This is a genomic window from Pseudovibrio sp. Ad46 (genome assembly GCF_001623065.1).
Classification (GTDB): Bacteria; Pseudomonadota; Alphaproteobacteria; order Rhizobiales; family Stappiaceae; genus Pseudovibrio.
In genome coordinates this window covers 55198-78703 of sequence record NZ_LMCG01000038.1, presented here as the reverse complement: position 1 = coordinate 78703, position 23506 = coordinate 55198, and the positions used below count along the sequence as shown (strand labels likewise).

General features: G+C 51.1%; 23 protein-coding genes and 1 pseudogene. 8 read left to right on the top strand and 16 right to left on the bottom strand.

The annotated features are described in order from the left end of the window. Positions 1-480 precede the first annotated feature (480 nt). The gene (locus tag PsAD46_RS06950; protein WP_063306456.1) at positions 481-807 is read left to right on the top strand and encodes a hypothetical protein; all 327 of its coding nucleotides are present in this window, start codon (positions 481-483) and stop codon (positions 805-807) included. A gap of 216 nt (positions 808-1023) precedes the next feature. Here the strand turns inward: PsAD46_RS06950 and PsAD46_RS06945 are convergent, their stop codons facing one another. The 4 genes from PsAD46_RS06945 to PsAD46_RS06930 form a co-directional block, all read right to left on the bottom strand. After that, the gene (locus PsAD46_RS06945; RefSeq protein WP_063306455.1) at positions 1024-1443 is read right to left on the bottom strand and encodes a VOC family protein; all 420 of its coding nucleotides are present in this window, start codon (positions 1441-1443) and stop codon (positions 1024-1026) included. Beyond that, positions 1440-2108 carry an HAD family phosphatase gene (locus PsAD46_RS06940; protein ID WP_208981711.1) on the bottom strand — a complete coding sequence of 223 codons (669 nt, stop codon included), beginning with the start codon at positions 2106-2108 and terminating at the stop codon, positions 1440-1442. The genes PsAD46_RS06945 and PsAD46_RS06940 overlap by 4 nt, the downstream gene beginning before the upstream one ends. 85 nt (positions 2109-2193) lie before the next feature. Then, a complete protein-coding gene (locus PsAD46_RS06935; protein WP_063306454.1) occupies positions 2194-3249 on the bottom strand; it encodes a DUF418 domain-containing protein in 1056 nt (351 codons plus the stop codon). Between the two features lie 149 nt (positions 3250-3398). Continuing rightward, entirely contained in the window at positions 3399-3983 is a 585-nt protein-coding gene (locus PsAD46_RS06930; RefSeq protein ID WP_208981710.1) for a TetR/AcrR family transcriptional regulator, read from the bottom strand. A 165-nt stretch (positions 3984-4148) separates the two neighbouring features. On the opposite strand from PsAD46_RS06930, the gene PsAD46_RS06925 reads away from it, so the two are divergent. After that, positions 4149-4781: a hypothetical protein gene (locus PsAD46_RS06925; protein ID WP_153040710.1), complete on the top strand. Its 633-nt coding sequence runs from the start codon at positions 4149-4151 to the stop codon at positions 4779-4781. Between the two features lie 43 nt (positions 4782-4824). On the opposite strand, the gene PsAD46_RS06920 is transcribed toward PsAD46_RS06925, so the two are convergent. Next, positions 4825-6015: a cation:proton antiporter gene (locus PsAD46_RS06920; RefSeq protein ID WP_063294677.1), complete on the bottom strand. Its 1191-nt coding sequence runs from the start codon at positions 6013-6015 to the stop codon at positions 4825-4827. A 141-nt stretch (positions 6016-6156) separates the two neighbouring features. Beyond that, on the bottom strand, positions 6157-6930 hold the full coding sequence (locus PsAD46_RS06915; RefSeq protein WP_063306453.1) for a methyltransferase domain-containing protein: 774 nt from the start codon (positions 6928-6930) through the stop codon (positions 6157-6159). A 186-nt stretch (positions 6931-7116) separates the two neighbouring features. Between PsAD46_RS06915 and PsAD46_RS06910 the strand changes: the two genes are divergently transcribed. Beyond that, the gene (locus tag PsAD46_RS06910) at positions 7117-8118 is read left to right on the top strand and encodes a succinylglutamate desuccinylase/aspartoacylase family protein (protein WP_063306452.1); all 1002 of its coding nucleotides are present in this window, start codon (positions 7117-7119) and stop codon (positions 8116-8118) included. 65 nt (positions 8119-8183) lie between these two features. On the opposite strand, the gene PsAD46_RS06905 is transcribed toward PsAD46_RS06910, so the two are convergent. Then, positions 8184-9059: a DMT family transporter gene (locus tag PsAD46_RS06905; RefSeq protein WP_063306466.1), complete on the bottom strand. Its 876-nt coding sequence runs from the start codon at positions 9057-9059 to the stop codon at positions 8184-8186. Positions 9060-9176: 117 nt separating this feature from the next. Here PsAD46_RS06905 and PsAD46_RS06900 point away from each other — a divergent pair, with 117 nt between their 5' ends. After that, a complete protein-coding gene (locus tag PsAD46_RS06900) occupies positions 9177-10562 on the top strand; it encodes a PLP-dependent aminotransferase family protein (RefSeq protein WP_063306451.1) in 1386 nt (461 codons plus the stop codon). Positions 10563-10633: 71 nt separating this feature from the next. Here the strand turns inward: PsAD46_RS06900 and PsAD46_RS06895 are convergent, their stop codons facing one another. The 5 genes from PsAD46_RS06895 to PsAD46_RS06875 form a co-directional block, all read right to left on the bottom strand. After that, positions 10634-11281 carry a DUF1062 domain-containing protein gene (locus PsAD46_RS06895; RefSeq protein WP_063306450.1) on the bottom strand — a complete coding sequence of 216 codons (648 nt, stop codon included), beginning with the start codon at positions 11279-11281 and terminating at the stop codon, positions 10634-10636. A gap of 382 nt (positions 11282-11663) precedes the next feature. Then, the gene (locus PsAD46_RS06890) at positions 11664-13325 is read right to left on the bottom strand and encodes an SDR family oxidoreductase (RefSeq protein WP_063306449.1); all 1662 of its coding nucleotides are present in this window, start codon (positions 13323-13325) and stop codon (positions 11664-11666) included. After that, positions 13322-13780, bottom strand: coding sequence for a DCC1-like thiol-disulfide oxidoreductase family protein (locus PsAD46_RS06885; protein WP_063290729.1), 459 nt, complete (start codon positions 13778-13780; stop codon positions 13322-13324). The genes PsAD46_RS06890 and PsAD46_RS06885 overlap by 4 nt, the downstream gene beginning before the upstream one ends. A 162-nt stretch (positions 13781-13942) precedes the next feature. Beyond that, positions 13943-16612 (bottom strand): bifunctional acetaldehyde-CoA/alcohol dehydrogenase, encoded by a 2670-nt coding sequence (gene adhE, locus PsAD46_RS06880; RefSeq protein WP_063290730.1) that lies wholly within the window; start codon positions 16610-16612, stop codon positions 13943-13945. A gap of 533 nt (positions 16613-17145) precedes the next feature. Continuing rightward, positions 17146-17784 (bottom strand): pseudouridine synthase, encoded by a 639-nt coding sequence (locus PsAD46_RS06875; protein ID WP_063290731.1) that lies wholly within the window; start codon positions 17782-17784, stop codon positions 17146-17148. Positions 17785-17935: 151 nt separating this feature from the next. Here PsAD46_RS06875 and PsAD46_RS06870 point away from each other — a divergent pair. Then, positions 17936-18277, top strand: a pseudogene (locus tag PsAD46_RS06870) (cupin domain-containing protein); the annotation flags it as partial. A gap of 206 nt (positions 18278-18483) precedes the next feature. Continuing rightward, positions 18484-18765, top strand: coding sequence for an SCP2 sterol-binding domain-containing protein (locus tag PsAD46_RS06865; RefSeq protein ID WP_057464754.1), 282 nt, complete (start codon positions 18484-18486; stop codon positions 18763-18765). Between the two features lie 61 nt (positions 18766-18826). On the opposite strand, the gene PsAD46_RS06860 is transcribed toward PsAD46_RS06865, so the two are convergent. Further along, positions 18827-19474, bottom strand: a complete 648-nt coding sequence (locus PsAD46_RS06860) for a TetR/AcrR family transcriptional regulator (RefSeq protein ID WP_063306448.1) — start codon at positions 19472-19474, stop codon at positions 18827-18829. Positions 19475-19622: 148 nt separating this feature from the next. Between PsAD46_RS06860 and PsAD46_RS06855 the strand changes: the two genes are divergently transcribed. Beyond that, the gene (locus PsAD46_RS06855) at positions 19623-20378 is read left to right on the top strand and encodes a response regulator transcription factor (protein WP_208860220.1); all 756 of its coding nucleotides are present in this window, start codon (positions 19623-19625) and stop codon (positions 20376-20378) included. Between the two features lie 253 nt (positions 20379-20631). After that, positions 20632-21384 carry a hypothetical protein gene (locus PsAD46_RS06850; RefSeq protein WP_063290732.1) on the top strand — a complete coding sequence of 251 codons (753 nt, stop codon included), beginning with the start codon at positions 20632-20634 and terminating at the stop codon, positions 21382-21384. Here the strand turns inward: PsAD46_RS06850 and PsAD46_RS06845 are convergent. The 3 genes from PsAD46_RS06845 to PsAD46_RS06835 all read right to left on the bottom strand — a co-directional run bounded on the left by PsAD46_RS06845 (position 21370) and on the right by PsAD46_RS06835 (position 23475). Further along, a complete protein-coding gene (locus PsAD46_RS06845; protein WP_063290798.1) occupies positions 21370-21795 on the bottom strand; it encodes a Fur family transcriptional regulator in 426 nt (141 codons plus the stop codon). The two genes, PsAD46_RS06850 and PsAD46_RS06845, sit on opposite strands and share 15 nt — an antisense overlap. Positions 21796-21914: 119 nt before the next feature. Beyond that, entirely contained in the window at positions 21915-22730 is an 816-nt protein-coding gene (locus tag PsAD46_RS06840; RefSeq protein ID WP_063286938.1) for a metal ABC transporter permease, read from the bottom strand. Next, entirely contained in the window at positions 22723-23475 is a 753-nt protein-coding gene (locus PsAD46_RS06835) for an ATP-binding cassette domain-containing protein (protein WP_208981713.1), read from the bottom strand. Before PsAD46_RS06835 ends, PsAD46_RS06840 begins: the two co-directional genes overlap by 8 nt. Positions 23476-23506: the final 31 nt, after the last annotated feature.

The following is a 23506-nucleotide window of genomic DNA, read 5'->3' as shown; positions in this document are numbered from 1 at the left end:
CTCTAATTCTATCCAAAGCACATAACTGGAAAACCTCCCGGACGAGCGGAGCGGTGATCCGGGATCTAGTGGGGCGTGGGGTGAGAGGTTTGTGCTTGGGGCTCTAGGTCCCGCATCGCGCTGTGCTTGTGCGAGATGACGGTGGTGGGGCGTCATCAGCGTATCATTGGGGCAACACCTCCGCCTTCTTCTGCAACTTTTCGTTGACAGGGGCACGGTTCCATTCCACATTCATATGTGAGGCTTCGAAACCTCTGAAAAGCGGCTACCGCTCCCGTCAACTAGCGGATTTTTTGTGTCTTTTTTCTAAAGGCGCAAACCCTTTGCTATGAGCGGGAGGGCGGTGAATACAACACCTCCTTCGGGGGGGAATAAACTCGCCTGTCTTTTCCAGGTTTCGAACCTCCCGCTCGCCAGTGGGTCTTCGAAAGCTCGTCTGTCGTCGCGGAACTTCAACAGCCAGAAAAGAAGGCTTTGAATATGGACGACACTGCATGCGCCTGTGGCGCCACAAATACTCTTCAAAATGAAATTGACGAAGCAAACATTGCTGTTTCTGATCTTCAGAACCTTGCATACATCCAGCATATGGTGCTGAGCGAGCGGATGAAGAACAGCTGCGAGCGTGATGCTTTGTTCACTCTGCACCATGCATTATCTGACCGCCTAGAGGCACTCAACAAGACCTGCGGAATTTTAACTGATGCGTTGTCCGGCAGTTCCTTCCCTAGAGGTTTTTCCGGTCACGCGACACGCAGCGTCGCCTCTCCAACATTGGTCAACACTAAAACTGTGTCTCTTGATTAGATCACCGTGAAACGGCACTCCAAGGGCTGGCAGCACCACCCTTACACAGCCCTTCATGAGTGTCCTGCTGGTCTGCGGCCGGGCGAATTGTGCCCGCAGGCCAGCGTTTTTGCGTGTGGGTTTGTATGGATGTGTTGGGCTTTCCCATGGGCTTTAGGGGGTATGGATCCCGGCTCGGGGGCCGGGAAGACACCGAGGGGTATGCCAGCATGAGGCCTAGATCTCGCGAGTTCCCAGAGACTGGCAGAAGCGGAGCAAGTAACCGTCCGGATCAGCGACGACGAACTGGCGGTTGCCGACTTCAGTGTGGTTTTTGCGGTACCACTTGTCCTCGGGCTCCAGAAAGAGCGAGACCTGCGCTTGCTTCAGTGCATGGAGCATAGGCTCTATGGTTTCCACCTCAATCTGCACGTTCAATCCCCTGCCGAATGGATAGGATTGCGGGGCGTGGCCGTTGTCGAAGGTTCTGCCAGTGCCGATCTGGTCGATCATGATCTCCGCAAGGCCAAGGCGCAGATAACAAAACCCATCTTCTAGCCGCTCGTAGACGCATTCAAAGCCAAGCACCTCGCAATAAAAGCGCTTGGATGCAAGCCAATCGGAGACGGCGAATTCAGGGACCAGCGGGCTGCTCATGCCGGAACGAGGCCGAGCAGGTTTGGTAGGGTGGTCATGGATTGGAACGGGTGGGCGCCGAAGAAGTTTGAGGGTGCCGGAATGGATTCTGGCGTGTAGGCGAAGCAGCGCATGCCCGCGCTGGCGGCGGCTTTCATGCCGGTGGCGCTGTCCTCAATGACGACGCAGTGCTCGGGGTTGATGCCTGCTCTTTTCGCGGCGTGCAGGAACAGGTCTGGTGCGGGTTTGCTGGCGCCGACATCCGTTGCAGTGAAGACGTTGCCGTCAAACCATGGCAGCAGGCCGGTGATTTCCAGCGTCATGCGGACCGTGAACGGATGTCCGTTGGAGCCAACGCAGATGGGGATTTTTGCGTTGGCGAGCTGTTTAATCACCTGCTGAATGCCGGTAACGGGCTGGACTTCCTTTTCCAGCAGCGCGTTTGACTGCTCGTGGAAGTCCTTGTTCCAATGGCTGGGCGCGTTCAGGCCTTGCTCTTTAAGGTAGGCGTCAACCTCGCGGCTGGTTTTGCCGACGAACATCTCCCAGCATTGCTGAAAGGTGAGCGGCGCCCCGTAGGACTGCAGCAAACGGTGCAGAGTGCGGATGTAGAGCGGCTCGGAGTCCACAAGCACGCCATCACAATCAAAAATCACAAGTTTGGGTGGGGCCGATAAAAAAGACACTGCAATATTCCCGAGAGTAAAACCGGAGCCTAGCTTTTGGAGGCGGGTGTGGCAAGCGTGGTTTGATGGGTGGCTCTGGTCAGAACTATCCGGCAACTTTACGCATGAGGGCTTCGATTGGGCCGCGTTTGAAGAACTGGCTCCAGATGAGAGCGTAGATAACTGATGTAGCGCAGAAAATGGCTGAGGCGAGGAAGGCTGCCTGCGGGGTTTGACCGCCGAGCAGGCCCAGCTCCTCCATGACGCCCATCCCGAGCAGGATGTGGGCGAGGTAGAGTGTTAATGTCTGGCGGCCTGCGGGGTTGAGGACGGTCAACACGCCGGAGCTTTTCAGCATTGGGGCTGAGCGCAGACATACGCCGACGACCATGGAGGCGACGGACATGCCAGCCATCAGGTAAAACGGCATTGGTGGCACCGGGCTTGTGCCCAGCAGATCGGCCAGTTCCGGCTCTACCATAGCGATGAGCGGTTGCAGGTAAGCGCTGACAGCGTTGACGAACAAGAAGACCAGAAGGCCGCCGAACATGAGCGCATCTTGCGTTTTGGTGGAGGAGAGGTTTGAGCGGCTGAGCATCACGCCAAACAGCAGGAACCCGAGCCACGGGATAACCGGATGCCAGCCGTTGAAGAACAGATTGCGGATGAAGCCGACGGGTGTCCAGAACTCGGGATAGGTCAGGTCGGTCCAGTTCCAGCCAGCGTCATAATCCAACAGGATGACCATGACCACCGCGGTAGTGGCCAGACCCGCAATGAGCCAGCCCAGAGTGCTGGTGCCCACTGGCAGCAGCAGAGCACCGAAGAGGAAGTAAAACGCGTAGTAGTGCAGGATGTCAGCATCAAAAATGAGCATGTTGAGCAGGCCGAGCACGAGCAGGAAGGCAGCGCGTTTGAACGTGGTGAAGATGGTGAGGTTAAGCTCCCCTTTCATCCCCGCCAGACCAAGGCCTATGCCTGCCAGCACAACGAAGGTGGCTGCTGCACGTCCTTCCAATGCGTAGATGATGTTGCTGAGGATACCCTCAGCGCCTTCTGCACCCATTACGATGGAGAAGTTGACAATCACCATACCCACGAAGGCGATGAACCTGGCAAGGTCCAGCCCCTCTAGTCGCCCGATTTTAGTTGCTGCAGCCATCACGTTCCTATCCGACCTGATATGGCCTATACTGTTCGTTCTGCCTCCCAGAGCACACCGCGTTCATTTACATTCGCGCACCGCACTCTAACATCTTTGTCGGAGCGGATTCTTTTCGTTTGCTTGAATCCAATCAAACGGAACACGCTCTAACCCCCAACGGGTTGCATGCCTTTTACCTTCTTCGTAATGCCGCCAAACAAGGTTTGAATTGCAAGTGCACTGGCATCATTGGTTGCGATGTTTCCGGCCTGTGATGTGCTTGCTGCTGCATACAAAACAGCGTCCAGCGAGGCTATAATCCAGCTGTTTGGAATGAAGGAGAGAATGTCGCCTTCTTCCTTTGCGCGATCAATTAAATCACAGAGTTCCTTGTCGTGGCGCTTGATTTCTCTAGCAATTTCGGGATCATCCCACACGTCGGGATTCTTCCAGAGGAAGTGACAGGAATCTGCATAAGGCACCAGAGCGCCTACAATGGCTTTGAGCTGTTCAAACGCTTTGCGCTTGCCTTTGATGGCTGCATAAGACGCTTCGTCCATCTGGTCTAAAGCGCGCAAGGCCACGTCACGCAGCAATTCCTCACGTGTGCCAATAACACGGTGAAGAGTTACGCGCTTTACGCCTGCGGCCTCTGCAATATCTGCCAGAGACGCCCGTGGCTGGTTGTTGAGCACACGTACGGCTGCTTCCAGCAGTTTGTCTTTTGTGGTGTTGTTCAATGGTATCGACATGATACTTATATGTATCATTAGATACACAACTGTCAATAAAGGTCCTGTAATTTTCTGCAGGAAATAAGAAGGTTAAAAGCCCATGTTTCTTCTCAATACGACGGATTTTTTATGAGTATTATCAAAAGAATGTGCCAAGCTTGCTTTGTGGCACCGGCTCTTTTCATGAGCGTGATTATTAGCCCGCCAGCCTTGGCTGACCATTGGGTGCCCTGGGCGTTTTCATGGGATAAGAATGGTGCAACACAGCAGCATATCAGCCCACAACAGGGCTTGAGTAAAATAAAGACTACCTCTCTGTGGAGCCCGGATGGGGAGCTGCTGGTGGTTCAGCTGGTTTCTTCCAAGAGCTTCAAAAAGACAGTTGAGTTGCTGGACAAGGACATTTCCTCCAACAGCAATCCGGAATTGATTGCCAGGTATGGCACGCTTCTGACGTATGGGGCCTATATGTCGGAGGACGAAGGCGAGATGGCTGAGTTGGCAGCACGTGCTGATGTTTATTTTGATCAAGCACTGAGTAAAGATAAGACCAGCTGGGGCGCGTGGCTTGGGAAAGCGACGCTCTATGGCTTCTCTCATAAGCGGGATCAGGAGGCCTCCTCCATCAAAATCCTGAAGTCCATGATTGAGGCGCAGCAGAAAACCAAGTCCAACTGGCATCATGTGTACCCGTATCTGGTGCTTGGGGCGATTTATGAGCAGAAGCGGGACTTTCTGACTGCCAAAGAAATCTGGACAGAAGGCCTGCAGCACTTCCCAAATAACGAAGCACTGCATGCAAAAATGATCGACTGATCTGATGTGCTGGCGAGATAACCTCTTGCCAGCCCCTCTCCTGCTACTTTTTCTTCAATGCTTTGATGAAGGAATGCGCTGTTAGTCCGTGCAGGATAACACTGAGGCCGATGGTGGTTACAGCGGTTGATGCGATGACGGAACTGCCCGGCAAGTTCGCATCCAGCACGATAATAGCGAAGACGATGCTTGCCAGACCTCGTGGGCCAAACCAGCCAATAAAGAGCTTTTCTTTTGTGCTCAACGGCTCGCCGCGCAAGACGAATAAGACAGGCAAAATTCTAACGACCGTCAGGCTCAAGATGGAGTAGGCCAGGATTTCCCAAGTGAACTCATGCAGGACTGAGCCGATGATAGCTGCACCGAAAATGAGCCATGTCATGAGGGAGAGCGAGTCTCCTATTCCTTCTGCTGAATCCAGGAGCTGCTCTTTGTAGGGCTTCTCCAGCCAGCCGAAAACAATACCGCCCACAAAGGCCGCGATGAACCCGCTGCCACCTGCCAGTTGCGCGACTGAAAAGCAGCAAATCGCCAGTGCAACGACAGTCACTTGCTCCCACGTTTTGGATTGCTCCTTGGTCTGGAAAGAGTAATCAATGATCTGCCCAGCGAGAATGGCAATGCCAATCCCCACAAGAACACCCAGGCCGATCTGCTCAGCAAGCAATTGCGCGGCCATTTTGTTCAGGTGGCTTATCAGGGATGGATCAGCTGCAATTGGGAGGAGAGAAAACACGATTGGAACGCAGATGCCGTCGTTTAACCCGCTTTCTGCATTCAGAGTTCCTCTGATCTTGGCTGGTACAGAGGGATCTGTCACCACGGCCTTGCCAAGCGCGGCATCCGTTGGAGCGAGTAAAGCAGCCAGAATTGCAATCTCGATGACAGGGAGTTGTGGCAACAACGCCATCCCGGCTCCGATGCCAAATATGATTGTGAGCGGCAAGCCAACCAAGAGGAGCCGTCGTGGCAAGTCAATGTTGGTGGCAAGGACTTTGAGATTTGCTTTGGCCGCATCCGTAAACAAAACAATGGCGAGGGCCAACTCGGCCAGTGTCTTGATGGATTCATTGGTGAGCTTGACCTGAAACCAACCCAAACCGTCATTGCCAAGCAAAAAGCCAATAATGCAAAACAGCAATGCTCCATTGATTGGCTTTTGCTCCAGCCGTCGGCTCATCACGCTGTACAAAAAAACCACTGCAAAGATGACGGTCAGATTTTGATAGGACATTTGGCCATTTTAATCCCGGCGGTGTCCACTATTCGTGTTCAATGGATCGCCTTTAAGTTGCGCATTCCCGATACTCTAAGAAGATAGTCTTTGCATTGGTTTAAGCTGCACAAGCCGATTTGCCTCAGCGCCTCAACAGTCTCATTGCTGCCCAACGAAGACCTGCGTCGAATAATCAATCACGATTTGCTCGTCCTCCCCCCAATGTTCTTGCAGAATCTGATCAAGCTCAATCAGGAAAACGCCATTGCTTGCTTTGATCGCAGCTTGAACTTTTGAGGAGGATTTGGCCATTTCAACAAAATCCTGATGTGACATGGAACGGGACCAGGGGAACCGCCGAACGTTTGCCTGAGCAAAGCCTGCCTTTTGCATCTCCTGCGCATAGTCGAACCTGCGGTAATCTCTTGAGTAACTGGTGTTGTGCGTTTCGATTAAGGTTTCATAGGCATGCATGAAAGCCTTGCCTTCCAGCTGCTGGTTGTTCTCGATAATTACCAGACACCCCTGTGAGGTGAGGACACGCTGTACTTCCCGGTAGAACTTCGGTCGATCAAACCATTGTGCGGCCTGTGCGACGGTGATGAGATGAAAGGCACTGTCTTCGAACGGAAGCTTTTCAGCAGCGGATTGATGCCAAGACACTTCACCTGCCTTATCCCTTGCTTTTGCCTGAGACAGCATGTCTTCGTTGACGTCGCATCCTGTAAATTTGCTGCCTGGTGACAGCCCTTGAAGTTGGCGCGTCAAAATTCCGGTGCCGCAGCCAACATCCAATAGATGCCCCTGCTCTACACCTCTGGACTCCTCCAACAGATCCACGATGTGATCCAGCGCATCCTGTGGGTAGCGCGGACGAGCTTGGTCATAGATTTTCTGCAGGCCGGAAAATGCGTGATCACTTGCAATATTCATAAATCACCTCAATTTTGCATACATAAGTATACAAGAATCAAACCTAGCTCAAGTTGCTATTGGCAGATCATGCATCAGACACCTAAAGGTGGGATGTTCAGTTTCAGAAACTCAGGCCAATCAACACTGTGATGTTTGACGTAAACTCACTTGTTCCATCTGTGTTGGGCGCGGTAGGTTTCTTCCATGAAAATGACAGGTGATATTCTTAGTGGTGTGCCGGTGGTTGATAAGCTCAGCGTTGATGAGCTTACTCCCGGAACGCATCGTTTCTTTTTTAGGGCAACAACCAATTCTCTGGGCAACGCGCACCACCTTCCGGTAATTGTGGTGAAGGGGCGAACTGAGGGAACCAAGCTGTTTTTGCAGTCCACTTTGCATGGTGATGAAGTGCAAGGTATAGACGTGATCCATCAAGTTCTGCCGCATCTAGATCCAGCAAAGCTGAAGGGGACCGTGGTACTTGTTCCCGGGGCAAACCCTCCTGGTATGCAGAATGTGTCTCGCTATTACCCGGCTCAGACAGAGACTCTAACTCTCACCAACTTGAACCGGATGATGCCGGGCGATGCTAACAGCTCGAATGCAGGCAGTCGATTTGCCTATGCGCTTTGGCATAATCTTTACATGGACAATGCAGACATCTTTCTGGACCTGCACACAGATTCAACTGGCACGGCCTATCCATTCTTTATTTACGCTGATTTCCGAATTGCAGAGGTATGCCGTCTTGCCGCTTTGCAGCCTGCAGACCAGATCTTGGAGGACGATGGTATTGACGGATCTGTGGAGACAGAACTCGTCAGGAATGGAATCCCTTCCCTGACCCTAGAGCTGGGCTGCGCCAACGTCTTCAATCCAGAAATTACACGCCGTGGGGTCCAAGGTGTTCTGAACACAATGATTGATTACGGCATGATTGATGGCACAGTTGATCTGCTGGGTATTGAAAGCTTTGTCGGAACTGAGCAGGTATCTGTTCAAGCAGACCAAGGTGGTTTTGCACGGGTGCAGGTGAAGCTGAACGAGGACGTTGTAAAGGGACAGCAGCTGGCAACCATGACCAACTCTTTTGGTGATGTGATTGCAACTTATACTGCTCCTTGCGATGGCCGTGTGCTTTCGGTGTGTACCGCACCTCTTCGTGAGCCAGGCACTTTGGTCGTGCAGTTGCTGCGACGCGTTTAACTAAGGAAATTTCAGCAGGTCCTCTTTTGGACCTGCTTCCTGGTGGCCCTGCTCTCGTCTTTTATTTATGCATATCGTTTGGCACCGACCACACAGCCAACCACAACGACTGTCGCTGCAATCATCATTGATGAAATCGTCTCCTGAAGCAGCAATGCTGCGAGCATGAGGCCGAAGAATGGCTGCAGGAGCATAAGCTGTCCAACCCCCGCTGCACCGCCCAAAGCCAGCCCGCGGTACCAGAACACAAAGCCAACCAGCATTGAGAAGACAGATACGTACAGGAGGCCATACCACGCGGTGGACTGACTGTCTGGCAGCTGAGCAGGTACACTTAGAATTGCAGCCACCAGCATGACTGGAAGAGCCAGCACAAGTGCCCATGAAATGACCTGCCAGCCTCCCAGCTTTCTTGAAAGTGTCGCGCCTTCTGCATATCCAAGGCCGCACACAATAATTGCGCCGAACATGTAAAGAGAGCCGAGCAGTGAGCCCTCTGCGTTTTGCGAGAGCGCGAACACCGCCACAGCAAGACTGCCCACACCTGAGAACACCCAGAAGAATGGCTTTGGTCTTTCCCCTCCTCTCAACACAGCAAAGATTGCCGTTGAGAATGGTAAAACTCCCATCAGAACCAGTGACTGCGCTGCTGTCATCTGCGCGAGTGCTAATGCAGACAGCAGTGGGAAGCCGATCACGACACCAAGTGCAACGACTGCCAATGACAGGATATCCTGCCGTTTTGGGAAAGGCTGTCTCAGCACGCTCAGCAACGCAATGCCCAGCAATGCAGCAATCACTGCGCGTATGCTTGTCAGAAAGAATGGATCAAATCCGGCGACAGCTGTACGTGTCGCGGGTAAAGAACCGCTGAAAATTATGACGCCGAGCAGACCGTTTCCCCAGCCTGCTGAGCCTCTTTGTGCCAGTGATGCTTGCATCATTCACCTCCGTTTTCCGTTTTTTAGCGAGGTGGGGCTAGGCACAACAGCCACAAAACAATACAATTGCGAGAAACTGTACTGCTACAATCGTCAATACAGCAGGTGAGATGTAAAATGGCTTATGGGCAACAGACACAACGCGTGATGCAGGCGGTGCGCAGCAAGATCAGCAGCCGCGCGTTGGAACCGGGTGAGAAACTGCCAAGCATCCGGGGGTTTGCCTCTACAATGAATGTTTCCGCCTCGACAGTGGTTGAGGCTTATGACCGCCTTGCTGCTGAAGGGATTATCTTTGCCCGCAAAGGGGCCGGGTTTTATGTCTCCCCAAAAACGCAGCCCTTTACGGTTTCAGAGATTGGGCCACATCTGGACAGGGAGATCGATCCGTTCTGGGTCTCTCGACAGTCGCTGGATACCGGCCGAGATATGCTCAAACCCGGATGTGGCTGGATGCCTGCGGACTGGATGCCGAATGCATCCCTGCGCAAGGCCATTCGTAATTTGAGCAAGGCAGATGATCACTTGCTTTCAGATTATGCCAGCACACGAGGGGCCAGCAATCTGAGACGGTTGCAGGCACGGCAGTTTGCGGCAGAAGGGATTGAGGTTGATCCGAACCAGATTTTACTGACCGGTTCTGCTACCCAATCCATTGACCTGTTGTGCCGGTTTTTGCTTCGCCCCGGAGACAAGGTTCTTGTCAGTGACCCGTGTTACTTCAACTTTCAGGCAATCCTGAAAGCGCATCAGGTTGAGATTGTGAGCGTGCCGTACACCAGGACAGGCATGGATTGTGAGCAGTTTGAGCAGGCTGTTGTGGAGCATAAGCCACGTTTTTACATCTCCAACACCTCCTTGCATAACCCCACGGGGGTCACCCTCTCTCCTCAAGGTGCTCATAAAATCCTGAGTATTGCAGCCCGGCATGATCTCATCCTGATTGAGGATGATGTGTTTTCTGAGTTTTTGCCAGAAATAACGCCGCGCCTGACGGCCTTGGGCGGGTTTGATCGTGTGATCCGTCTTGGCAGCTTTTCAAAGACATTGTCGGCTTCCGCACGCTGCGGATACATCGCTGCCAAACCAGAATGGATTGAAGCTCTGGTTGATCTTCAGGTGGCCACGACCTTCGGTGGCCCTAGCCCGATCACCACGGAGCTGATTTATGCTTGCCTGAGTGATGGTTCCTATCGAAAGCACATGGAGGCCTTGCGTATTCGCCTTGCCAAGACACGGCGCGAGGTTTCCGCCAATCTGGTTGAGCTGGGCATTCAGACCTGGTTGATGCCAGAAGGCGGATTTTACCTCTGGTGCTCCCTGCCGGAAGGCATCGATTCAGCAGAACTCGCCCGTGCCGCCCTGCAGCAAAACATGGTTCTCGCCCCAGGTGATGTTTTCAGCCCAACCCAATCCATGGGCCAGTTCATGCGCTTCAACGTCAGCCAGATGGGGAACCCGATGACCTATGAGATTCTGGCGGACGTGATGTGTAATCTTTAGTGGCTTATTGCCGACCTCAATTCAGTAGGAACAAGCCCCCAAATCTTTGTTCTGGGGGCTTGTGGTTGGGATCACACTTCAACAAGATCATCTGCGAGTAAGGCTGAGTTGACTTGTGTTTTCAGGTAAGTATGGTCAGCAAGTTGAAAGCGCAGGACAATGCCGTGTTTGGGAGGTTTCTTCAATTGAAGAGGCTCGTCGTTTCCATCAAGAAGCCCTCCTTGACTGGCGAGTAGTTTCAGGGCGTTTCGTGACACTCCCAGCTCCTGAGCGAGTAATCTATCCAGCCTCAGGTTGACCGGCATGACTGTGTTCAGTGCGATCTCAAGATTTGTCCAATCTTGCACCGTGCCCTCCACGATTTGCTTATGAATGGTGATCATCCCCTCACCTTCCCTTAGCGCAGCGATGGCAGGTAAGCCCGTTTTGTCGAAGGCGTACTTTTTCACTTGCTCCGGGCAATTGATTTGCAGTGCTTCCAACAAGTCCGGGGCGATCTGCTTGCGGTTACGGCGTTCAAAAATTGGACGGTTCCACGTGGCATCGCAGGTCATGCATTTGTAGATGAGCCATGCGTCTAACCTGGTGCCATTTGCATTGAGACGGAACTTCCCTGATGGCTTGAAGGGCTTAAGAACACCGCAGTTCTTGCAGGGTATAATCGGGTGTGGAGGGTTTTCTGGTTGAAGCGTCCAGACGTATTTAAGCGATTTCGACATGCTTTTGGATTTCCACTTGTCAAAAAGCGGATGTGCAGCATGACGCCGTTACAGCACACGGTAAGGCTAAGGATTTTATAGAAAGCAGCGCGCAAAAATGCGCAAGGATAGTGCCAGAAATCACGAGGCCAAACCGGTCTCATGCCACCATCCGCGCAACAGAAAGCGCGCCGCAAAAGAGTATCTTTTGCAGAACAATGATTGACTAAAAGAGACCGGTGATTACATAGGCAAAATTGATTTCTCACGTTGTTAACTAGGCAGTCAGCTCTAGCAAAACACGCCAATCAGCGAAAGAGACTTTGAACGCTACGGAAGTTTCCGAGAGCTTGCTGTAGCTTTGCCGCCACATTTACTTAGGTGTAAAGGCTATTTACGGGTACTAAGTCTCTGGTTCGAGGTAACCTTTATAGGAAACGATGTGCCCTACCACTGGAGCTGAAATCTGGACATCAAACGAAAACCGCCCATCCGTCTCTTGCTCAAAGCTCTCTCCGTGAGGCAGCAAAATTCGTGGCATGGGTATTGAGAATATAGACCATCTCCGAGGAATAAAGCGCAGCTTTCCCTCATCTAAGACGAGTGCCAGAGCAACCTTCACGGGTCCAAATTGTTCACTCAGAAGGTAACTGTCTTTTCCTCTACCCACTTTCAGAAAAGATTCAAATTCTTTTCCATCAAACGACCGGGTCCAGCTTAGACCATTTTCATCTGGAATCTGGGTGACACACACATTCGCCGCGTCGTTCGTTTTGGGAAAACCGAACACACGACCTATCATTTTCGAAAGCAGCCCTGAGCCTCGATGAACTACTGCCTGACCTTGCCACGTTTGTTTTTGGCCTGAGCCATGAAAGTTCTGTAATGCAGTTGGAAGAAGATTGAAGGCACTCCCAAGCACCTGTTTGAACGGGTTGAGCTCGGCTCTTTGATCCTGCCGGAATCCCATAGTGATCGGTCTCTTTTCAAAGAGTTTACTATAGTCTTCCAGCTCCAATTCCCGGGTTGCAGATCTTGCACCTGTTTTGGGTACTTCGCCTGCAAGAATTTTCCGAATAATTGCTTCGATGGCCATGGACGGAATATAGGGGCCATCGTCACCTTCGGCCAACATATGCCATGACTGCTCAACAGGCCCTTTATTCGCTGAGCCGCTTACATGAACAAACATACCTCCCCGATGCTCTCCATATTTAAAGAGGTTAAGGACCCGATAGAAAAGCGGAGACAACGGCTCAAAGGACGGGAGCCTCAGTGTTGACCTCACCCGAGCCATCCAGTTTAACATCTTATGCAAAACCTCCGGAATAGGTCCCGCCCCCATCCAGATCGATTGCATTGTAGGATGCTCAGGTGGCAGGACTTGCAGGTCAGGCACATCGACAAGCGAAAAGTGAGTGTTTCTCATGGGCAGTTTACCCGGCACAGAGATCGTGTAGCGCCGTGTTTCAGCAAGACCAATTGCTTGAGCACGTTTGCCTTCACGAAACAGCGTGATTGGTGAGCCAGCATAACCAACAATCGCGCGCATTACGTTGAGACCAACTCCAGCAAATGGAGATGGTGCGATACCTCCAGTGACGTGGTGTATCTCCATCGTCTTAGAGATCTCCCGAAGGACACTTGCCGTTAGAACCGGAAAACTGCTCACGCCAGAGATCACAAAAATTCCGGCGGCCTTTGCCTGCTGGTCAAACTGTGAAACACTGAAGACAAAATCTGCGGCATCTGCAAAGTCGAGATAGTTCACTTTAGTTGCAATACAGGCTTCAACGGTGGCATATCTATTTTGACCGTAGGCCTGAAACGGGCCTGAGGCATCAATTACAATATCAGGCTTTATTTCCGGTAGCTGGAGAGCAATATCCGTGCGGTCTAAAGCTAAAGGGGTGAGAGTTGCATCACCGCTGTGTTTTTTACAGAAATCTTCAGCCTTATTACGATCACGTCCAGAAACGACAATCTCGAGACTCTCAATATTCAAAAGAAGTTCGATCAGTCGTCCACCAAAGACCCCGTAGCCGCCTAATACCAATATTTTCAAAATAACAGCCTTTTTTTGACTTCAGAATTTTTCACTGAACACAAATCTGCCCTGCCGAAAAACTTGTAGCGATTGCGGGCAACAACTCCGTACATCGCATCCTGCACAGATCGTGGTAAAATTCGCAATACAACCAAAATGTTCCATACTCCCCCCAAGCGTAACCCAACACGGATCAATGCATCCAGTGAGGTATATGCAACTCCATTTTCGAGATATAGCCAGCTCAATGGATTAGATGGATCGAGCCCATAATGGGCTGCTAATGCTTCTCCCAGTTCGGACTGCAGCGGTACTATCCTGAACTCTTCTTCCTGATCATTCCTTGCTATCCATGCAGCTCCTTTTGCGCAAAGTCCGCAGTGGGCATCCATGACTGAAATGGGGCCATCATCTGGGAACGTTGGGATGCTGCTATCATCCCGATAGGAGAACTTGAGTTGCTTCGTTTCCATATGCAAGAGTTATCACTTTATGTTAGTCCCTGAAACGCAAAAACCCCGGAGCTGGTGCCCCGGGGTCTTTTTTCGAGCCGCAATGTTTAGCTTGCAGGAATGGCGTTGGGCTTAAGCTTTCGCTTTTAAATAGCGAATTCTAATCTAAGACCTTAACTGGTCTTAGGAACGCGCTTTAGAGGCCTTTTTCGCTTTTTCCTGTGCAAGGTCTACAACATCCTCCGCGCGGCCCTCTACGTAGACGCGACCGTAATAACCATCGAGAAGGAGCTGTTTGATCTCATCGATCAGTGGGTACCGTGGGTTTGCTCCGGTGCACTGGTCATCGAATGCTTCCACAGCGACTTCGTCGAGTTTCGCCATGAACTGCTCTTCAGTGATACCCAGATCTTTAAAGCCTGCTGGGATCTCAAGAGCCTTCTTGACGCTTTCTACCCAAGCAACCAGTTTCTCTACCTTTGCTTCACGGCTGTCTCCAGCTGCTGTGAGGCCCAGATGGTCAGCAATATCGCCGTACCGGCATTTTGCCTGAGGACGCGCATACTGAGAGAATGCGGTCTGCTTGGTTGGGTTGTCATTTGAGTTGTAGCGGATCACGTTAGAGATCAGCATGGCATTGGCCAAACCGTGCGGTACGTGGAACGCTGCACCTACTTTGTGTGCGATAGAGTGGCAAACACCGAGGAAGGAGTTCGCAAATGCGATACCTGCGATGGTTGCACCGTTGTGCACTTTCTCACGTGCATTCGGGGATTCGGCACCCATTTCGTAGGATTCTACGAGGTTCTCTTTAAGCAGTTTGAGAGCCTGCAGAGCCTGACCATCAGAGTACTCGTTTGCCAGAACAGAGACGTAAGCTTCTGTTGCGTGAGTGATGGCATCAATGCCGCCAAACGCTGTCAGAGACTTCGGCATGTTCATGACAAGGTTCGCATCCACGATTGCCATGTTTGGTGTGAGTTCGTAATCCGCAATTGGGTACTTCATGCCGGTTTCGTCATCAGTCACCACCGCAAACGGGGTTACTTCAGAGCCGGTGCCAGAGGTGGTTGGGATCGCAACCATCTTGGCTTTTTCGCCCATTTTAGGGAACTTGTAGATACGCTTGCGAATGTCCATGAAGCGCAATGCCAGGTCAGCAAAGTCAACTTCCGGATGTTCGTACATGACCCACATGATCTTTGCTGCATCCATTGGAGAACCACCACCAATTGCAACAATCACATCTGGCTTGAATGCCTTACAAAGGTCAGCGCCTTTGCGCACGATGGACAGTGTTGGATCAGCCTCTACTTCGTAGAAGACATCTGTCTCCATGCCCAGGCCTTTGAGAACACGAACGGTCTCATCAGCATAGCCGTTCTTGAACAAGAACCCATCGGTTACGATCAGTGCGCGCTTTTTGCCTTCCAGATCACCCAGAGCGATTGGCAGACAGCCGCGACGGAAGTAAATGGATTCAGGCAGTTTGTGCCACAGCATGTTTTCAGCTCGCTTCGCAACGGTCTTTTTGTTGATCAGGTGCTTTGGACCTACGTTCTCACTGATGGAGTTACCACCCCAAGAGCCGCAGCCCAGTGTGAGGCTTGGTGCGAGGGAGAAGTTGTAAAGGTCACCGATACCGCCGTGGGATGCAGGAGAGTTGATGAGAATACGGGCAGTCTTCATCCGACGGCCAAATTCTTTCACACGGTCTGCGCAGCGGTCTTGATCTGTATAGAATACTGAGGTGTGACCGATGCCGCCCATGGTGACGAGCTTTTCAGCGGTGTCACATGCGTCTTCAAAGCTTTTTGCCTTGTACATTGCAAGCGTTGGAGACAGCTTTTCGTGTGCGAAGGCTTCGGCTTCACTGGCTTCTGTGACTTCACCGATCAGAATCTTGGTACCAGCAGGAACCTTTACGCCGGCCATTTCAGCAATTTTTGGTGCTGGCTGACCTACGATAGCTGCGTTGAGTCCGCCATTTTTCAGCAGCACATCTTTAACAGCCTGAAGCTCTTTGCCTTTCAGCACGTAGCCCTGGTGGCTGGAGAAGCGTTCTTTAACCTGCTCGTAGATTTCCTCGACAACAATAACAGACTGCTCAGATGCACAGATCACGCCGTTATCGAATGTTTTGGACATAAGGACAGAAGCAACAAGGCGTTTCACGTCTGCAAACTCATCAACCACAACCGGAGTGTTACCTGCGCCCACGCCGATGGCTGGTTTACCGGAAGAGTAAGCTGCCTTCACCATGCCCGGACCACCGGTTGCAAGGATCAGGTTGATCTCATCGTGTGTCATCAATGCGTTGGAGAGTTCCACTGTTGGAACGTCAATCCAGCCGATGATGTCTTTTGGCGCGCCAGCTTTGATTGCTGCATCCAGAACGATGCGAGCAGCTTCATTGGTTGCCAGCTTTGCACGAGGGTGCGGGCTGAAGATAATACCGTTGCGGGTCTTCAAAGAAATCAGTGCTTTAAAGATCGCAGTAGAGGTCGGGTTTGTGGTTGGGACAATGCCGCAGATGATGCCTGTTGGTTCTGCGATGGTGATGGTACCAAAGGTGTCATCTTCATCGAGGATACCGCAGGTCTTTTCATCCTTGTATTTGTTGTAGATGTATTCGGAAGCAAACTGGTTTTTGATAACCTTGTCTTCCATTACGCCCATTCCAGTCTCTTCAACCGCCATGCGGGAGAGTGGGATGCGAGCATCCGCAGCAGCCAAAGCCGCTGCACGGAAAATCTTATCTACCTGCTCTTGTGTGTATGTAGCGTAAGTCCGTTGCGCTTTCTTAACCCGAGCAACCAGGGCGTCTAATTCTTCGCGATTAGTGACAGGCATTCTCTTCTCCGTAGGCAAAATCCGAAGCAGAAACGTGACAAACTATCCGTACATGTCACAAAACAGCTCTAGGGAGGAAACCGCTCTTCTGTTCGACACAGGTATTATTGGGTCACATTGTACTTTAGGCGCATGACTTAAGTCAAAAATCAGAGATATATGAATAGGATGTCATAAAACTGGCAATCTGAAGGCTACTCTCAGAGACCAGAATTGCCATAATAATCAAACTTGTCACTTATTGCATAGCATTGCATACAGTTTTCACCCGTAAAATCAGTGATATTACACTTTATATTCAATGAGTTAATGCGGAGTGAGATCGCGGTTTTTACTGGGAGATAGCCAGCGATTTGCTTATAGGACAACTGCACTGTCTTATACTGTGTGAAAGTTCTTTTCCTGCAATAATTTGCTGGTAGTTTCACCTAGTGCTTGTGAATAGTGCGCTCTGGCTGCACAAAATACGATATTACCCGTATTTAATGTGACTCATTTTTACAAATTCAATGAGTCTGGCAGATATTGGCGACTTACAGATCCCAAAACGGGCAGGCAGCTGTAAAGGTATTGTATTCGCCACCGATGGGATGACGCAGCTCAAGCGTTTGCGCGTGGAGGTGCAATCGATCTGAGAACACCAGCGCCTCTCCGTCTGCGTAGAAGCGGTCTCCCACAATGACATGACCAAGCGCAAGCATATGTACGCGAAGTTGGTGAGAGCGGCCTGTGACTGGCATCAACCTTACAAGGGTCGTCGCTTCCTCTCGGCGGACAACTTCCCAACGCGTGAGTGCTGAACGGCCCTGCTCATGGTCAACCATCTGTTTTGGGCGATTGGGCCAGTCACATCGTAAAGGAAGATCAACCTCTCCCTGATCCTCAGAGACGTGCCCCCATACGCGGGCAATGTAAGTTTTTCGCGTCATGCGCTTTTCGAACTGAAGCCCGACATGACGGTGCGCGTCTTTGTTCATGGCCATCACAAGCAGACCAGAGGTATCCATATCCAACCGATGGATGGTTGTTGCTGTTGGATAGATGGATTGAGCGCGGCTTTCCAGACAGTCCCTATGCTCTTCTGCGCGACCGGGGACACTCAACAAACCACTCGGCTTGTTGAGGACCAGAAGCTGCTCATCCTGATGGACGACATCAAGGAAGGGCTCCATGGGCGGAGCGTAGATAAAGGATGGGCTCGGAGTGTTCATGGAGGGGCTTATAACGGCTTGTAAGCAAACGTCAACGGATGAGCCAGTCTGTGTTGTACGAGACTGCAACAGCCCCATATAACCGTCAGCATCCTGTTTTTATGAGGTTCCTATGATTGGCAATTTTAATTCTGAATTTGATAAGATCACTGACTACTGGTCCCCTCGCGTCGTCGCTCAAGTAAACGACCAGTATGTTAAGGTCGCCAAGGTCAAAGGAGATCTCGCCTGGCACAAGCATGATGAGGAAGATGAGCTCTTCTATGTTGTGAAAGGCAGTGTCATTATTGAGTACGAAGGGGAAGCTGTTACCCTAAATGAGGGTGACTTCCATGTTGTCCCCAAAGGTAAAATGCATAACCCGGTTGCTCAAGAGGAATGCTGGATCGTGCTCATTGAGCCGGTAGCGACAAAGCACACTGGCGATGTTGTGACTGAGAAGACAAAGTCTTTGGCGGATCAGCTGGCAGAACGCCCTACTAAGGCAGCAGGGCTAATCCCGAATAAGCGGAATCTGGTGTCTTTACATTCAACGCATGCTGAATTACGCTTACGTTAACACGATGCCCGATGCGTAATACGTAGTGCGCTACTTAGAACACCTTAGGCATCTGCCCGGATTTTTCAAACACTGTAATTTAACAGATGGAGGGAACAAATATGAGCATGGACGCACTTTTGAATGACCTGAAAGGCCGCGTAGAATCCAGCGACTTTGACAGCTCAATCAAGTTTGACTGTGGTGACGAAGGTGTTCTGGTGATTGATGGCAATTCCATCTCCACCGACAACAAAGACGTTGATTGCACAATCGGCGTTACCTTTGAAGACCTTCAGTCTCTGATTGCTGGCGATCTGGATCCAACAGCGGCATTCATGCAGGGCAAGTTCACTATTGATGGTGACATGAGCGTTGCAATGAAACTTAGCCAGCTGATGTAATCTCGGCTGCTAAAAGATCGTGCATTCGGGCCACGTGCCCGGATGCCACATAGACTAAAGTCTACGCAGATTCCTGCATTCTATGCTCGATAAGTTGCTGCAAAAACATCGCCCAATGCTCGATGTAGGCCTGCTTATCTTCTTCCTTCATAAACAAACCATCTGAGCTGATCAGGCCTGTCATCATCTGACGCGAGGCTGTGATGAGCGTACGTGCGATTGTCTGACTTATTTTATTGCTATCAAAAATTGCCAGAATTCGATCGTCAGTCACTTTTGCGAAGTTGTCGAAGGTGGGTTTGATGCGGCGACGCAGCGAGTCTTCCGTTCGCGCTGCAACAAGAATTTCCACCATGGTGAGGTACTCAGGAGAGTTCGCCTGATTCGTCCACCATTTGATAGTCAGCTCAGAAATTCTGCTTTTATCCTCACCGATTTCGTTCAACCACTCCAAAGTCAACCGAACGGATTTCGCGAGCAACCTTTCCAGAACAAAGACCATCAGATCTTCTTTAGTCGGGAAATGATGCTGCAGCGCACCCTGCGAAAATCTGGTCTTTTCGGTAATTTTCTTAATAGATGCACGGTGATAGCCAAACTCGTGCAAACAGCTGATAGCCGCAAGGAGGATCTCCTTACGCATGCGGTCACTCTTCTCTGCCTGAGTAGATTTTCGCGTTTCACTGGTATCTTGAAAATTATTTTTCATGGAGCCTCACATCAACGCTTGTAAAAAAACCATATGCATGTATTTTTTTCAAGAGATAAGACGAAACACGTAGTGCATAGTTTAGGGAGGAGAAATTATGTATCGGGAGCGTCAGTCCACTGTTGGAACCCTAAGGGAGAAGGTTTCCATGCACACTGTTATTATTGGTGATCCACATCCGGCATTTTCCAGAGCACTTGCGAGTATCTACTCCAATGAGTGTCATGGCGTGAATGTACTTGTGACGAAAAGCTTTTCCGAGTTGCAGACTTGGGTAGAACTTCACCCTTCCGCAGTGGTACTTGTGAACCCTCGTATGAAGGGGGCACCAGGACTCGGCACGGCATCCGCACTGCTGGAGACCTATGAGATTTCCAGCCTTGTCATGCTGCTTGAGCAAGACAATCCGGGCCTTGCAGATTACTTCATTGCCCGCGGTGCAAGTGCAGCTGTTCCAAAGACTGCTGATTTTTCTGTCTTCAAAGCGATTTTGACCGGCGGCACTGTTGAGGTGACCACAGAATCCGAAGATGCGCAGAACGCGTTTGGTATCGACTTTTATGAAGGTCTGGCCAATCTGACACGCCGTCAGGCTACCATTTTGACTTACTTGAAAGAAGGTAAGTTGAACAAGCAAATCGCTCATGAGCTCGGAATTTCCGAAGCGACCGTGAAGCATCATGTTTCTGCACTGCTGAGCACCCTGGGCTTTTACTCCCGCTCTCAGCTAGTCGCAATGATCAATGAGCTGGGCATCAACGTGGATTATCGTGGCGGCAACCGCAAAGCAGCGCGAGCCAAGACCAATGCACGCCGCGGAGCCAATGGCTACAAAATCTCAGGCGCGGGTGCTGGTGTGACACCGTCCTCCACATTGCAGCCAACGTATGTTGCAGCTCCTTAAACGGAACTGACACACCTGTGGCGAGATTACCGCTCCCTCGCCGCAGTTTATTCTCCTTCCTTTTACGGGTGTTACAGCAACGACCAGTCCAACAGGTGGCGTTGCTGTAGCGCTCTTGCCACAGCAAAAAAATAGTTTTTCCAGTTTAACTGTTTGCGCCCTACACGCACTTGCCGTAGCGTCAACTTTTCCTCATTATTGATTTTGTAGGCTCCCAAGGCCCGGCTTCAATCTTTCAGAGGACTAGAAAACTGTGCAGCCAAGCGATTTTGCCAGTTTGAGCGACCTTGAGGTCATTTGGAGCGATCATGGCGGTATATGTCCGATCCCCACGCGCACCCTTGTTGCTTCTGATTTGCTCTTAAGCATCGGTCCCTCACCGGACAGAGAGTTTGACCAGACGTTTCAACGTATTTCTAGTGCACTTGTGCTTGCCTATGGAGATCCGCTCTATAATGGTGGGCTCCGCATTATAGACGAAGCTGTCGCGCCTGAGCAGAACCCGTTGAACCTTGTGTTTTCATCCAAACATCCAGGCCACTTCAACACGGTTAGCCATGAAGCCTTCTATAACAACGAAAATGCGCTGTATGTTCCGTTTCGCAATTGGAGCGAGGTACATCCAGAGGACGACATTGAAAGTCTGTTTGGGGATTACTCACCCGGCATCTTTCTGAGATACGTGGTGAGTGAACGTACACGCTCGTTCCCGGATATCCTTGCAAGACTTGCAGAACGAGCTACTGGATTACAGGTATGTAGTAAGAACCGATCCCTGCTGTTTTCCAGCCTCTCCGAACTTCGACGAAAACTTCCAAGTGATCTTATTCTTGTCGATGGCAGCGGGTTTGGCGGCCAACCAACGTCGCGCCAACAGAAGAAGCCTTTGCTTTACACGACAAATTGGATTTCGCGAGAACTGATCGAACCTTCAGAACTGCACCACACAGAGAGTGATGTACCCAGCCTCTTTGATCTACGGCGTAGGTTCTCACTCAGTTCCTGAGGAGCTTTCCAACTTTTCTTGGCAGGATGCACAGGTGCCTTTAATCTCGATGGAAGTTGATTTGGCATCAAAACCATTCGCGCTTGCCCAACCGCTCAGAATTTCCGCGACATCATTGTCAGCAAATTCCAGCGCTTTGCCACAAGCTTCACAAATCGCAAAGCCAACCATCTCTACAGAATGACATGAGGGATGTGCACACGCGACAAAAGCGTTCATGCTTTCAAGGCGATGGATCAGACCCAGTCCGATGAGCTTGTCCAGAGCACGGTAGACCTGCAATGGTGCGCGAAGTCCCTCAGAGCGAAGTTGATCCAGAATGGAGTACGCGCTCATAGGTGCATCTGAAGCGCACAGCAAGTCCAGAACCAGACGCTGATTTTTAGTGAGCTTCACTTCTGCAGTTGCCATTGCCACTTCTTTCACTCCAAAGCTTGTTGCGTTCCTATGCATTCACGCATCAAGCCCGAACACTTTGTTCTCAAGCGTCTTCCTATCCAAAAACCGGAACCACTTTTCGGGAATACGCTCTACTGCCCTCGCTCCTTTCCCAATACTCTGTTTATGAGCCGGGATGCAAACAATGAAAGCAAAAATAAGCACAGGCTGGCCACTACGATGGATGGACCGGACGCGCTGTCAAACTGTAGTGAGCCTTCCAGACCAAGAATAACACTCGCCACACCGATGATAGATGAGGCAACGGCCATTTGCTCCGGTGTTCTAGCAAACCAGCGCGCTGTCGCTGCTGGAATAATCAGAAGCGCTGTGATCAACAAAACACCGACGATCTTCATAGCAATGGCGATGATTGCTGCCATCATGACCATGAAAACGAGCTGTGTCAGGTCTGGATTGAAACCTTCAGCTTCCGCCAGTTCCCGATTGACCGTGGACGCCAGCAATGGGCGCCAGAGAAAGTACATCAAACCGAGAATAACTGCGGCGCAGGCGTAAATTGCAATGACGTCCTCATTGCCAACAGCGAGGATATCCCCAAACAGCAAAGAGAGCAGATCAAAACGCACTGAGCTCATGAACGCAATCAGGACCATGCCGAGTGCAAGGGCCGAATGCGATAGTAACCCCAGCAAAGCATCCGTTGAGAGCGCCCCCCGTTTTTGCAAGATGAGCAAACACAAGGAGACCGTTACTGTCACACCCAGTACGCCTACCATGAGATTGATGTTCAACAGGAAGGCAAGCGCAACGCCAAGAAGCGCTGAGTGGGACATGGTATCGCCGAAATAAGCCATCCGACGCCAGACGACGAAGCAGCCGAGTGGTCCGCTGACAAGCGCAAGTCCAATCCCGGCCAACATGGCTCTTAGAATAAAATCATCCATGATCGCAGCAGTCTCCAGAATCCCCTTTGGATGGAACGATTGTTCCGTCGGCCTTGTGGCTGTGGTCGTGATGATGGTGGTAGATCGCCAGAGACTGTGAGGCAGCATCCCCGAAGAGCTGCTTGTAGGCATCAGAGGCTGCCACATGTTCTGGTGCACCGCTGCAGCACACATGGCCGTTAAGGCAAACCACTGTATCTGTCTGCGCCATCACCACGTGCAAGTCGTGCGAAATGAGCAGGATACCGCAGTTCAGCTCCTCACGAATTTGGAGGATCAGATTGTAAAGAGCTATCTCACCGGAATAGTCGACACCCTGTACTGGCTCATCCAGAACGAGAAGGTCTGGCGTGCGCAGGATCGCTCTTGCCAACAGTGCTCTTTGATATTCACCACCCGAAAGCTGCTGTACATTGGCATCGATGAGATGCGAGATGCCCGTTTTCTCCAACACCTTATCAATCTCAGTCTTGGACGGTTTGGCGGTCAGGCTCATCAAGCGACCGACAGTCAAAGGCATTGTCCAGTCCACGGCAAGCTTTTGAGGGACATAGCCGACTTTGAGATTAGGTTTGCACTTGATCTTTCCGGCATCCGCTTTCAACACGCCTAACGCGGTTTTTGCGGTCGTGCTTTTGCCAGCTCCATTCGGCCCGATGAGGGTTACAATCTCACCAGCTTTCACACTCAGAGTCACATTCTGGATCAACCAACGGCCTTGCCGTTTGATCCCAACTCCATCCATCTCAATCAATTGCACAATAGGCACCTCAACT